At 66.8% G+C, this 12,419-nt stretch carries 14 protein-coding genes; 4 read left to right on the forward strand and 10 right to left on the reverse strand.

Annotated features, from left to right (window positions below; genetic code table 11):
* Positions 1–55: 55 nt before the first annotated feature.
* Entirely contained in the window at positions 56–859 is an 804-nt protein-coding gene (locus AC0IZS_RS07020) for an SDR family NAD(P)-dependent oxidoreductase (RefSeq protein WP_471634967.1), read from the reverse strand.
* A 118-nt stretch (positions 860–977) separates the two neighbouring features.
* Here AC0IZS_RS07020 and AC0IZS_RS07025 point away from each other — a divergent pair, with 118 nt between their 5' ends.
* From AC0IZS_RS07025 to AC0IZS_RS07040, 4 genes are all read left to right on the forward strand, one after another.
* The gene (locus AC0IZS_RS07025) at positions 978–2,009 is read left to right on the forward strand and encodes a LacI family DNA-binding transcriptional regulator (protein ID WP_471634968.1); all 1,032 of its coding nucleotides are present in this window, start codon (positions 978–980) and stop codon (positions 2,007–2,009) included.
* 228 nt (positions 2,010–2,237) lie between these two features.
* A complete protein-coding gene (locus tag AC0IZS_RS07030) occupies positions 2,238–2,621 on the forward strand; it encodes a DUF4398 domain-containing protein (protein ID WP_179683045.1) in 384 nt (127 codons plus the stop codon).
* Between the two features lie 66 nt (positions 2,622–2,687).
* On the forward strand, positions 2,688–3,629 hold the full coding sequence (locus AC0IZS_RS07035; RefSeq protein ID WP_471634969.1) for an OmpA family protein: 942 nt from the start codon (positions 2,688–2,690) through the stop codon (positions 3,627–3,629).
* Positions 3,630–3,969: 340 nt separating this feature from the next.
* The gene (locus tag AC0IZS_RS07040) at positions 3,970–4,350 is read left to right on the forward strand and encodes a DUF4398 domain-containing protein (RefSeq protein WP_471634970.1); all 381 of its coding nucleotides are present in this window, start codon (positions 3,970–3,972) and stop codon (positions 4,348–4,350) included.
* A 39-nt stretch (positions 4,351–4,389) separates the two neighbouring features.
* On the opposite strand, the gene AC0IZS_RS07045 is transcribed toward AC0IZS_RS07040, so the two are convergent.
* The 9 genes from AC0IZS_RS07045 to AC0IZS_RS07085 all read right to left on the reverse strand — a co-directional run bounded on the left by AC0IZS_RS07045 (position 4,390) and on the right by AC0IZS_RS07085 (position 12,332).
* Entirely contained in the window at positions 4,390–5,397 is a 1,008-nt protein-coding gene (locus AC0IZS_RS07045; RefSeq protein WP_471634971.1) for an aldo/keto reductase, read from the reverse strand.
* Between the two features lie 200 nt (positions 5,398–5,597).
* Positions 5,598–6,560, reverse strand: coding sequence for a Gfo/Idh/MocA family oxidoreductase (locus tag AC0IZS_RS07050; protein WP_471634972.1), 963 nt, complete (start codon positions 6,558–6,560; stop codon positions 5,598–5,600).
* Position 6,561: 1 nt separating this feature from the next.
* Entirely contained in the window at positions 6,562–7,428 is an 867-nt protein-coding gene (locus AC0IZS_RS07055; protein WP_471634973.1) for a class III extradiol dioxygenase subunit beta, read from the reverse strand.
* 2 nt (positions 7,429–7,430) lie between these two features.
* Complete coding sequence (gene ligA / locus AC0IZS_RS07060; RefSeq protein WP_471634974.1) at positions 7,431–7,871, reverse strand: protocatechuate 4,5-dioxygenase subunit alpha; 441 nt, start codon at positions 7,869–7,871, stop codon at positions 7,431–7,433.
* Positions 7,872–7,875: 4 nt separating this feature from the next.
* Positions 7,876–8,799, reverse strand: a complete 924-nt coding sequence (locus tag AC0IZS_RS07065) for an amidohydrolase family protein (protein WP_471634975.1) — start codon at positions 8,797–8,799, stop codon at positions 7,876–7,878.
* Between the two features lie 23 nt (positions 8,800–8,822).
* On the reverse strand, positions 8,823–9,818 hold the full coding sequence (locus AC0IZS_RS07070) for a Bug family tripartite tricarboxylate transporter substrate binding protein (protein ID WP_471634976.1): 996 nt from the start codon (positions 9,816–9,818) through the stop codon (positions 8,823–8,825).
* A gap of 101 nt (positions 9,819–9,919) precedes the next feature.
* Positions 9,920–10,603 carry a 4-carboxy-4-hydroxy-2-oxoadipate aldolase/oxaloacetate decarboxylase gene (ligK, locus tag AC0IZS_RS07075; RefSeq protein WP_471634977.1) on the reverse strand — a complete coding sequence of 228 codons (684 nt, stop codon included), beginning with the start codon at positions 10,601–10,603 and terminating at the stop codon, positions 9,920–9,922.
* Between the two features lies 1 nt (position 10,604).
* Positions 10,605–11,639 carry an amidohydrolase family protein gene (locus AC0IZS_RS07080; RefSeq protein WP_471634978.1) on the reverse strand — a complete coding sequence of 345 codons (1,035 nt, stop codon included), beginning with the start codon at positions 11,637–11,639 and terminating at the stop codon, positions 10,605–10,607.
* Positions 11,640–11,672: 33 nt separating this feature from the next.
* Positions 11,673–12,332, reverse strand: a complete 660-nt coding sequence (locus tag AC0IZS_RS07085) for a substrate-binding domain-containing protein (protein ID WP_471639475.1) — start codon at positions 12,330–12,332, stop codon at positions 11,673–11,675.
* Between the last annotated feature and the right edge of the window lie 87 nt (positions 12,333–12,419).

Consider the following 12,419-nt stretch of genomic DNA (forward strand, 5'->3'; position numbering starts at 1 on the left):
TGCGCCCCGCGCAAATCGAAAATGTGATGGCTTTTGATTGATTTGAAGGCGCTGCTCAGTTGCACCGCGCATGCATGCCGCCATCCACCAGCAACTCCACGCCGTTGATGTAACGGGCTTCGTCGGAGGCCAGAAACACCGCAGCGTTGGCCACGTCCCAGCCATCGCCCATGCGCCCTGTGGGCGAGAGCTTGTGGCGCGCGGCCACCATCTCCTCGTGGCTGGCGTAGAAGCCCGAGATCTGGCGGTAGATGTGCGGCGTGTCCATCACGCCTGGCAGTATGCAGTTGGCACGGATGCCCTGGGCCGCGTACTGCAGCGCCACGCTCTGGGTGAACGAGTTCACCGCCCCCTTGGACGCCGCGTAGGCGCAATAGGCATAGCCCGTCCAGCGCACGCCGCCCAACGCGCCGATGTTGACGATGGCGCCCGACTGCTGCGCCTGCATCAGCGGCAGCACGGCCTTGCAGGTCAGGAACATGCTCTTGACGTTGACCGCCATCACCCGGTCCCAGGTGTCCTCGCTGGTCTCCACCGGCCCGCCCTGCGAGGTGATGCCTACGTTGTTGTGCAGGATGTCGATGCGGCCGTAGGCATCCGTGGCCGCCTGCACGGCCGCCTGCACATCGGCCCATTGCGTGACATCCGCCTGCACGGCCAGGGCTTCATTGCCCTCGCTGCGGATGGTCTCGCGCGTCACCTCGGCGGCGGCGCCATCGCGGTCCACGGCGACCACCCTGGCCCCGGCCCGCGCATAGGCCGCAGCCGCGGCCTTGCCATTGCCCCAGCCGTCCCCGTCGGACCCGGCACCGAACACCAGGGCCACGCGGCCCGTGAGCCGCTTGTTGTTTGTCTCCATCATTGTTCCTTGTCTGGGCCGCGCCCCTCTGGCACGCTGCAGGCACTTACGATAGCCTCGGGCCCGTGATACACCAATCGCCAAACGTGATGGTTTTTGATGGTTTCGGAGGGCGGCCGTGAGCCGCGCCCTGCCCGGCGTGGCCGAAGTCGCCGCACGGGCCGGCGTGTCCACTGCCACCGTGGACCGGGTGCTCAACCGGCGCGGCGGCGTGCGCCAGGCCACCGCGCAGCGCGTGGTGCAGGCCGCAGGCGAGCTGGGCTACCTGCCGGCGGACGGCCTGGCCGCCACGCTGGCGCCTGCGCCCCTGCGCGTGATGTTCCTGCTGCCGCGCAATACCAGCCGCTTCCTCACCATGCTGGGCGACATGGTCAGCTACTCGCAGGAGCACTGGGCGCCCTTCCACGTCAAGTGCCGCGCCGAGACGGTGGACAGCTTCAACCCCGAGGCCCTGGCCCAGGCGCTGCTGCACCATGGCAAGCGCTGCGACGGCCTGGTGATGATGGCGCTGGAGCACCCCCAGGTGCGCGAGGCCGTGGCCACTCTGGCCGGGCGCGGCGTGCCCGTGGTCACGGTGATCTCGGACCTGGGCAACTCGCAGCGCGTGGGCTACGTGGGCCTGGATAACCGGGCTGCGGGCCGCACAGCCGGCTACCTGATCGGCCGCTTCATCGGTGCGCGCGATGCCAAGGTGGCGCTGGTTGCGGGCAGCCTGCGCTATGCGGCGCACCAGGAACGCGAGGCCGGCTTCCTGCACGTGCTCGAAGAGCTGTTCCCCCAGCTCACCGTGGTCGGCCTGCGCGAGGGGCTCGACGACACCGAGAAGAACTACCGCCAGACACGCACCCTGCTCGAACGCCACCCGGACCTGGCCGGCATCTACAACATCGGTGGCGCCTCCGACGGCATCGCCCGCGCACTGCAGGAGTGCGGCATGCAGCACAAGGTGGTGTTCATCGGCCATGGCCTGACGCCCGACACGCGCGCCCAGCTCATCGACGGCAGCATGGACGCAGTGATCACGCAGAACCCCCTGGTCACCATCACCAGCTGCGTGCGCATCTTCGCCAATCTGCGCGACGGGCGGCCCGCCTTGTCCGGGGTGGAGACCACGCGCAGCCAGGTGGTCTTTCGCGAGAACCTGCCCTGACTCTGGTGCCAGCGGGACCCTGGCCTGCGGCGGCCCGCTGCGGCCCCTGACACGTAAGCCGATGTAAGACCTGGCCCACAGGCGAACTGAGGCAGGGACTACGCGGCTTGAAGGTCCCCGCACGAACAATGCACCTGTACCAGCACCGTCTCCTGGTCGCCCCCTCGCCCGGCATACCGGCATCGGGGAGGGCAGATCCCATCCCCCTCCACAGGAGTTCAGAACACCATGCCTTCATCCGCACCCATCCGTCTTGCCATCGCCGTCCTCGCCCTGGGCGCCCTGGCCGCCTGCTCCTCCACGCCACCGCCCACGGAACAGATGGCCGTGAGCCGCACCACGCTGACCCGCGTGTCCGCAGCACCCAGCGTGACCGCGACGGCACCCGTCGAACTGCAGCGTGCCCGCGACAAGCTCATGGCCGCCGAGAAGGCCATGGGGGCGCAAGACTACACCGCCGCCCGCCGCCTGGCCGCCGAGGCGGAAGTGGACGCCCGTGTGGCAGAAACCCGCGCCGATGCCGAGCGCAATGCCGCCAGCCTGGCCCAGGTGCAGGACGGTATCCGCGCGCTGCAGGAAGAAATCAACCGCCGCGCCGCGCCCACCCGCTGATCGCCTCAGCCCCACTGCGCCTGCTGTCACGCCCCCGTGACCCCGAATCTTGAAGGAATACCCACCATGCACCCCATTCTTCGCCGTACCACTGCCCTGGCCACCAGCCTGATCGCTGCGGGCCTGCTGGCCGCCTGCGCCAGTACCGCACCGTCCGCCGCACTGGAGCAAGCCCGCACGGCAGTGAGCCGTGCCGGCACGGACCCTGCGGTGGCCCAATACGCCCCCCTGGAGCTCAAACAGGCCAGCGATGCCCTGGCCCGTGCCGACCGTTTCTGGGCCGACAAGCACGATGAGGCCGAGACCAACCACCTGGCCTATATCGCCACCCAGCGCGCCGAGATCGCCAACAATGCGGCGAGGGCACGCATGCTCGATGCTAGCATCCAGAGCGCCAGTTCCGAAGCCGACCGCATCCGCCTGCAGGCACGCACCCGCGAGGCCGACGAAGCGCGCTTGCGTGCCGACGCCCAGGCCCGCAACGCCCAGATCGCCCAGGCCCAGGCCCTGAGCGCCGAACAACGCGCTGCACAACAGCAGGCACAGGCCAATGCCGCCCTGGCCCAGGCCAGCGCCGCACAGGACCGCGTGCGCATGCTCGAAGCGCAATTGCGCGAGATGGAGGCGCAGCAGACCGAACGCGGCCTGCTCGTGACCCTGGGTGACGTGCTGTTCGCCTTCAACAAGGCCGAGCTGTCTGCGCAAGCCGGGCCTCGCCTGGACAAGCTGGCCGATTTCCTCAAGCAGTTTCCCGAGCGCAAGCTGCTGATCGAGGGCTATACCGACAGCGTGGGCTCGGACGTGTACAACCAAGAACTGTCGGCACGCCGTGCCGGCGCCGTGCGCGATGCGCTGGTGGCGCGGGGCGTGGACACCAGCCGCATCGCGGCGCGTGGCTACGGCAAGGTCTACCCGGTGGCCGACAACGCCTCGCCCGAGGGCCGCGCCATGAACCGCCGTGTGGAGATCGTGATCGCCGACGACAAGGGCAATCTCAAGGGCCGCTGACGCCCGTTTCTGGAGCGGCTCGCCGCTTCGGCCTTCACCAGGACCGCACCGTTGACACCGTGCGGTCTTTTGCATGCCTGCCGTTGGACCACCTCAACTACAAGGTGGACTCGTCTAAGTAAGCGGTCACCCACATGTAACATTTTTCGCTTTGCCTATGGTGCATTGGAATGGTGCAGGCACTGCGCGCTGGTAACACCAATACCCCACCAGGGTAAGCCCCATGCGGGGCGGCACAGCTTTTGCTGTTCAATTTCTGCCACGGGCGGGTCACATGCATCTGTTACATATGGAGCCGATGCAGACCACGCCTACCAGCGTCTTGAAGGAAACAGCCACCATGCATCCCATGCTCCGCAGCACCACCGTTCTCGCCATCAGCGCGATGGCCGCAGGGTTTCTGTCCGCCTGCGCCACTGCTCCGTCCATGGCCCTCGAAAGGGCCCGCACGGCGGTCAGCACCGCCAGCGCCGATCCGGCTGTCGCCCGGCACGCGGCCCTGGAACTGAAGCAGGCCACCGATGCCCTGGCCCAGGCCAACAGCATCTGGAGCAAGACCAGCGACGAGGCGGAAACCAACCACATCGCCTACATGGCAGCCTTGCAAGCCGAAGCCGCCACGGCTGCGGCACGCACGCGCATGCTGGCGGCCAACATCCGCACCGCCAACTCCGGCACCGCCCAGATCAGCCTGCACACCGACGCCCAGACGCGCCGCTGATGCGACCCGCCCTGCGATGGTGCAGGGCGTTGCATTGTTTCAGGCAAACGTCTCGGTATCCACCTCGCTGGCGCTCTGGGCGCTGTAGCGGGGGCCCACGACGTTGTGCTGGCCGATGACACTGTCGAGTGCGGCCATGGTCTCCGCGTCGAGCTGCACGCGGGCAGCACCCAGGTCGTCGTGCAGATGCTCCACGCTGGTCGTGCCCGGGATGGGGATGATGTGCTCACCCTGGTGCAGCAGCCAGGCCAGCGCCAGCTGCGCCGGGCTGCAGCCGACCTGGCGGGCTATCGCAAAGTAGCGGTCCAGTAGCGCCAGGTTGGCCGCATAGGCCTCGGGGGCAAAGCGCGGCATCGCCCGGCGGATGTCCTTGGCATCCAGGGCCGACACATCCGTGAGATCGCCGCACAGATAGCCGCGTGCCACCGGACTGAAGGCCACGAAGGCCACGCCCAGCTCACGGCAGGCTTCGAGCACCGCGATCTCGGGATTGCGCGTCCACAACGAATACTCGGTCTGCACGGCGGCAATGGGATGCACCGCATGCGCACGGCGCAGCGTGGCGGCCGATACCTCGGACAGGCCGATGCTGCGGATCTTGCCCGCGCGCACCAGGTCCGCGAGCGCACCCACGCTGTCCTCGATAGGCACCTGCTTGTCCCAGCGGTGCAGGTAGTACAGGTCGATCACGTCGGTCTGCAGGCGGCGCAGGCTGTCCTCGCAGGTCTGGCGCAGGGTGGCGGGGCGGCCATCGATCACGCGCACCAGCTTGCCGTCGCCGACCAGGTCCACGCCCTGCATGCCGCACTTGCTGGCCAGGGTGAAGCGCTGGCGGTGCGGCTTCATCACGCGGCCCACCAGGCTCTCGTTGGCGCCGAAGCCGTAGAGCGTGGCCGTGTCGAACAGGGTCACGCCCGCGTCGAGTGCGGCCAGCAGCACGCGCTCGCCCTGCTCGGGCGAGACCGGGGCGCCATAGGCGTGGCTCAGGTTCATGCACCCCAGGCCGATGGCGCTGACATCGAAGGGGCCAATTTTGCGTGTCTGCATGCGGGTCATTGCTCCATGAAAAACGCCCACAGCGTTCCGTCTGCGGGCGGATTGATTGGTTGATCGGGATGATCTTAGAGCGGATAACAAAACTCAGCGAAGCGGTTCTGGCTAGGCGCTATACGTCGGATGCATTGCAGGCAGTACGAGCAATACGACAAGACGCGGCAACGACGCCAGAAGAGTTTTGTTAGCCGCTCTTACTGAAGCTGCTGCTCCAGGTCGTGCAGCACCTGGTAGCAGGCCAGCACGCGGGCCACGCTGGAGTTGGGCTCGCGGCCTTCGCGGATGGCGGCGAAGAACTCGCGGTCCTGCAGCTCGATGCCGTTCATCGACACGTCGACATGGCTTACGTCGATCTTCTCATCCTTGCCGTTGTACAGGTCGTCGTAGCGCGCCAGGTAGGTCGCAGTGTCGCCGATGTAGCGGAAGTAGGTGCCCAGCGGGCCATCGTTGTTGAACGAGAGCGACAGCGTGCAGATGGCACCATTGGCCGCCTTGAGCTGGATGCTCATGTCCATGGCAATGCCCAGCACAGGGTGGATCGGGCCTTGCACGGCATTGGCCTTCACGATAGGGCTATTGGCCTGGTAAGCGAACAGGTCCACGGTGTGCGCTGCATGGTGCCACAGCAGGTGGTCCGTCCAGCTGCGTGCCTGGCCCAGCGCGTTGGTGTTGGTGCGGCGAAAGAAGTAGGTCTGCACATCCATCTGCTGGATGTTGAACTCGCCGGCCTGGATCTTCTTGTGTACGTACTGGTGGCTGGGGTTGAAGCGGCGCGTGTGGCCGCACATGGCCACCAGACCCGTCTCTTTCTGCAGCGCAACGACGTCCTGCGCACCCTTGAGGCTGTCGGCCAGCGGGATCTCGACCTGCACGTGCTTGCCCGCCTTCATGCAGGCGATGCTCTGCTCGGCATGCATCTGCGTGGGCGTACACAGGATCACGGCGTCCACCTCGGGCAGGGCCAGGCTGTCGGCCAGGTCGGTGGTGACATGGCCGATGCCGTACTTGGCCGCCACTTCCCTGGTCTTGTCGAGGTCGCGGCTGATCAGCGAGACGACTTCCACGCCGTCGATATTTTGGATGCCGTCCAGGTGCTTGATGCCGAAGGCACCGGCGCCCGCCAGGGCGACCTTGATGGTCTTGTTGTTCGCAGTCATGTCAGGAGTTCTCCAGAATCAGGTGGCCCACGGCCGTGTTGGACGCAGGCACATGGTAGAAGCGGTGCATGAGCCTGGGCGGCTTGCCGCCGGCCACGTCGGCCATGGCGCCGCGTGCGATGAGCCACATCACGAGCTCGATGCCCTCGCTGCCCGCCTCGCGCACGTAGTCGATGTGCGGGATGCTGGCGGCGGCCTCGGGGTCGCTGATGAGCTTGTCAAGGAAGGCGTTGTCGAAGTCCTTGTTGATCAGGCCCGCGCGCGGGCCCTGCAACTGGTGGCTCATGCCGCCCGTGCCCCAGATGTGTACGTTGAGGTCTTCGTCGTAGCTCTCGATGGCCTTGCGGATCGCCTGGCCCAGGTTGTAGCAGCGCCGGCCGCTGGGCACGGGGTACTGCACCACGTTCACCGCGAACGGTATCACCGGGCAAGGCCAGGCGCCGGCCACCGGGTCCGGCTGGCCGCACATCAGCGACAGCGGCACCGTGAGGCCGTGGTCCACGTCCATGCGGTTGACGATGGTCAGGTCGAAGTCCTGCTGGATCACCGACTGCGCGATGTGCGAAGCCAGGTCCGGGTGGCCGATGACCTTGGGCACGGGGCGCGGGCCCCAGCCTTCGTCGGCCGGCAGGTACTCGGCCGCGGTGCCAATGGCAAAGGTCGGAATCATCTCCAGGCTGAAGGCCGTGGCGTGGTCGTTGTAGACCAGGAAGACGACGTCGGGTTGGTTGTCCTTCATCCATTGCTTGGAGAAGTCGTAGCCGGCAAACAGCGGCTTCCAGTAGTCCTCTTGCGTCTTGCCCAGGTCGAGCGCGGCGCCGATGGCGGGCACGTGCGAGGTGAAGACGGAGGCGGTGATACGCGCCATGTTCAGTTTCCTTTCTTTCCCGCAGCACCCTGCGGCTGGCGGTGCGCCTGGGCATCGCCGTCTTCGCCGACCACGCGATTGCCCTGGGCCGAGCGGCCGCCGCCGATCATCATGTTGCGGTATTCCTCTTCCGTCATGCCGGTCATGGAGCCGGCCATCTGCTGGAAGCTCTTGCCGTCGGTCGCGCCGATCTTGGCCAGGAAATAGATGTTGCCGCCCAGGCGGATGCACCAGTTGAGGTCGCGCGCGAGCACGGCCTGTTTCTGCTCCTCGGTCATGGCCCACCCGTCGAGGTAGGCACGCTCATCGGCCTTGAAGCGGGCGCGGTTGTCGGCCTTCATGAGGCTCATGCAGAACTGGTTGAGCCAGTAGCCCTTGCGGCTTTGCTCTGCGTCGAAGATGGTCGTGCCGGGCACGTCCAGGTAGGGTTTGTCGAGGGACATGGCGTCAGCCTTTTGCTTCATCCGGCCAGTACAGCCGCATGGGATTGTCCACCAGCAGCTTGCGCTGCAACTCGGGCGTCGTCGCAATGTGCGCAATGAAGTCCACGAGCAGGCCATCGTCGGGCATGTGGTCCTTGAGGTTGGGGTGCGGCCAGTCGGTGCCCCAGAGCACGCGATCGGGGAACTCCTCGACCACACGGCGCGCGAACGGCACCACGTCGCGGTAGGCAGCCTGCTCGCCATCCAGGGCCTTGGGGCCGGCCACGCTCAGGCGCTCGGGGCAACTGACCTTGCTCCACACGTTGGGGTGCTGGCGCATGAACTTCAGGAACAGCTCGAACTCGGGCCCGTCCACGGGCTTGGACACGTCGGGACGGCCCATGTGGTCGACCACCACGGTGGTGGGGAGTGCGGTGAAGAAGTCCCACAGCTCGGGCAGGTCCACCGCCTCGAAGTAGATCACCACGTGCCAGCCCAGCTTGTGGATGCGCGCGGCGATCTCCATCAGCTCATCCTTGGGCGTGAAATCCACCAGGCGCTTGACGAAGTTGAAGCGCACGCCGCGCACGCCGGCGTCGTGCATGGCCTGCAGCTCCTCGTCGCTCACCGAGCGGCGCACGGTGGCCACGCCGCGCGCCTTGCCGCCCGAGTGCACCAGCGCATCGACCATGGCGCGGTTGTCCGCGCCGTGGCAGGTGGCCTGCACCACCACGTTGCGGGCGAAACCCAGGTGGTCGCGCAGGGCGTAGAGCTGGGCCTTGCTCGCATCGCACGGGGTGTACTTGCGCTCTGGCGCGTAGGGAAATTCGGCACCCGGGCCGAACACGTGGCAGTGCGCGTCCACGGCACCCGCAGGCACCTGGAAGCGGGGCTTGCTCGGGCCGGCGTACCAGTCGAGCCAGCCGGGGGTCTTGGTAAATTCGCTCATGTGCGTGCTCCTTGTCTGGCTGCTCAGTCCAGCGAGACGTTGGCCTTCTTGATCACGTCGCCAAAGCGCTGGCTCTCGTCCTTCACGAACTGCGAGAACTGCGCGCGCGTGGTCGGGAACTGCTCGTAGCCGAAGGTCTTGAACTTCTCGGCCACGTCGGCGCCCGTCAGCGCTTGCTCGATATCGCGCTTGATCTTGTCGGTGACGGCAGCAGGCAGGCCAGGCGGCACGGCAATGGCGTTCCAGCCGGTGACGGCGAAGTCCTTCGGGCCACCCGCTTCGGCCACGGTGGGCACGTCGGGGAATTCGGCCGAACGCTTGGGGCCTGCAAAGGCCAGCAGGCGCAGCTTGCCAGCGCGGTACAGCGGGCCTGCCGTGGCGGCGCTGCCCAGGGCGAAGTCGATCTCGCCCGTGGCGACCGAGGTGTAGAGCTGCGTGGTCTCCTTGAAGATCACATGCTCCATCTGCGTGCCGGTGGCGGACTCGAACAGCTCCGAACCCAGGTGCACGGGGTTGCCGACGGACCACGAGCCGTAGTTGAGCTTGCCCGGGCGGGCCTTGGCATCGGCCACGATGTCGGCCACGGTCTTGTACTTGCTGTCCGTGCCCACGGTGAAGAAGAAGTGGGTCTTGAACAGCGGCAGCAGCGTGTCGAAATCCTTGGCCACGTCGTAGGGCAGCTTCTTGAACAGGCTGGGGTAGGCGGCCAGGTGTACGTTGTCGAGCACGAGCAGGTCATGGCCGTCCTTGGCGCCGCGCTTGAACGCGTCGATGGCGATGAAGCCATTGCCGCCGGGGCGGTTCTCCACCACCACGGGCTGGTTCCAGGCACGGCCGAGTTTCTCGGCCACGATGCGGGCCACGCCGTCCGGGCCGCCGCCCACCGGGAAGGGCGTGATGATGCGCACGGCTTTGGTGGGGAACTGCTGGGCGGCCGCGAACTGCGGCGCCATGCCGGCGGCGGCCAGGCCCAGTGCCAGGGCGGCGCGGCGGGAGAGGGAGGAAGAAAGAAGGCGCATGGTAGGTATCGTCAATATCAAAATAGGTGCTGCGCCGTGCGCAGCGGTATGACATCCGCCGCACGGCAGACGTCACTGGGGCGGTTAACGCGTGGTGGCGCTCAGTCGATGTACCTGAGCCCGGCCTTCTCGAGCCCGGGGCGCATGTTGTACATGTCGAGGCCGAGCACGCCCGAGGCGAGCTTGGCGCGCTTTTCGCCCTCGAAGCTCTCGCGCTTGCGCGCGGCTTCGAGCGTTTCGGCGGCGCGTGCGGCAGGTACGCAAACCACGCCATCGTCATCCGCCACGATCACGTCGCCCGGAGTGACCCACATGCCGGCACAGACCACAGGGATGTTGACCGAACCCAGCGTGGCCTTGATGGTGCCCTTGCTCGAGATGGCGCGGCTCCACACCGGGAAGTTCATCTCCTGCAGCGTCTTCACGTCGCGCACGCCGGCATCGATGATGAGCGCGCGCGCACCGCGCGACTGGAACGAGGTGGCCAGCAGGTCGCCGAAATAGCCGTCGGTGCATTCGGAGGTGACGGCCGCCACCACCACGTCGCCGGGCTGGATCTGCTCGGCCGCCACGTGCATCATCCAGTTGTCGCCGGGCTGCAGCAGCACCGTGACCGCCGTGCCCGAGACCTGCTGGCCGGCGTAGATGGGCCGCATGTAGGGCTTGAGCAGGCCCACGCGGCCCATGGCCTCGTGCACGGTGGCCGAGCCCAGCGCGGCCAGGCCGTCGGCGGCGCTGCGGTCGGCGCGGGTGATGTTGCGGTAGACAACGCCTAGTTCATACATGTCAGAGCCCCTTTGCCTTCAGGCGTGAATCGAGTCGGGAGAACACGCGGCGCACGTTGCCTTCATAGATCTGGTGCTTGTCGTCGCCGCTCAGGATCTTGCTGGCCTCGATGTAGCGCTTGGTGTCGTCGTAGTAGTTTCCGGTGGTGGGGTCGATGCCGCGCACCGCGCCGATCATTTCCGAGGCGAAGAGCACGTTCTTTACCGGGATCACGGTGTTCAGCAGGTCGATGCCGGGCTGGTGGTACACGCAGGTGTCGAAGAAGATGTTGTTCAGCAGGTGGTCTTCGAGCAGCGGCTTCTTCATCTCCTGCGCCAGGCCACGGAAGCGCCCCCAGTGGTAGGGCACGGCACCGCCGCCGTGCGGGATGAGGAACTTGAGCGTGGGGAAGTCCTTGAACAGGTCGCCCTGGATGCACTGCATGAAGGCCGTGGTGTCGGCGTTCAGGTAGTGCGCGCCCGTAGTGTGAAAGCACGCATTGCAGCTGGTGCTCACGTGGATCATGGCGGGCAGGTCGTACTCCACCATCTTTTCGTAGATGGGATACCAGTGGCGGTCGGTCAGCGGCGGGCTGGTCCAGTGGCCGCCCGAGGGATCGGGGTTCAGGTTGATGCCCACGGCGCCGTATTCCTTGACGCACTTTTCCAGCTCGGGAATGCAGGTCGCGGGGTCCACGCCCGGGCTTTGCGGCAGCATGGCCACAGGCACGAAGTGCTCGGGGAACAGCGTCGAGACGCGGTGGCACAGCTCGTTGCAGATGGCCGCCCAGGTGCTGGAGACGTTGAAGTCACCGATGTGGTGGGCCATGAAGCTCGCGCGCGGCGAGAACAGGGTGATGTCGCTGCCGCGCTCCTTCATCAGGCGCAGCTGGTTGGTCTCGATGGATTCGCGCAGCTCGTCGTCGCTGATCACGAGGTCCGCCACCTTGGGCATGGCGGCCGGGTCCTTGATGCCGGCGATCTGTTGGTTGCGCCAGTTCTCCAGCGCCTTGGGTGCCGTGGTGTAGTGGCCATGGCAGTCGATGATGAGGCTCATTGTGGTGTGCTCCTTGGATCTTGGTATGCGGAATCAGGCGGGGTCCATGCCCTGGCGTTGCTTGGCCTCGGTGGCAGCTGAGGAGGCCAAAAAGTCGAGCAGCGCCTTTGCAGCCACGGGTTGCTTGCTGGCAGTGCCCACGCCCGACGAGAAGATGGTAGTGATCTGGATGGCGGGCGGCAGCGGGCCCACCACGGTGATGCCCTCGACGTTCAGCAACTCGCTCAGTTGCTGGAAACCGAGTTCCACGTCACCGCGCGCGACCAGCGAGCCCACGGGAACGCCCGGCGGGGCCTGGACCATGCGGCCCGCCACCTCGTCGGCAATGCCCCAGCGCTCGAACAGCCTGGCCAACGCCACGCCGCTCGGGCCGGTGGAGTAGCTGATGCTGTGCGCGGCCAGCACGGCACTGCGCACTGCGTCTTCGGAGCCGATGTCGGGCAGCGCTGCACCCGCGCGCACAGCCACGGCCACGCCGGAACGCACCCAGTCGGTCTTGCTCGCGGGGTCGATGGCACCGGCCGCGATGAGCTTGTCGATGGCGTCGGAGGCCAGCACCACCACGTCGAAGGCCTCACCGGCCTGCACGCGTTTGGCGGCGTCCACGCCGCCCACGGCTTCGATGACCGCGCGCTGGCCGGTCTGCTGCTCGTAGGTAGCCAACAGTTCGGCCAGCACCTGGCGCGTGGCCATGGACGAGATTCCACGAAGGGTGGATGCACTCATGGGAGGTTGGCAGTCGCTGTATACATGCCGCCGATTGTGGGCAGTGCCGGGCGC

The organism is Acidovorax sp. AC410 (genome assembly GCF_979253235.1).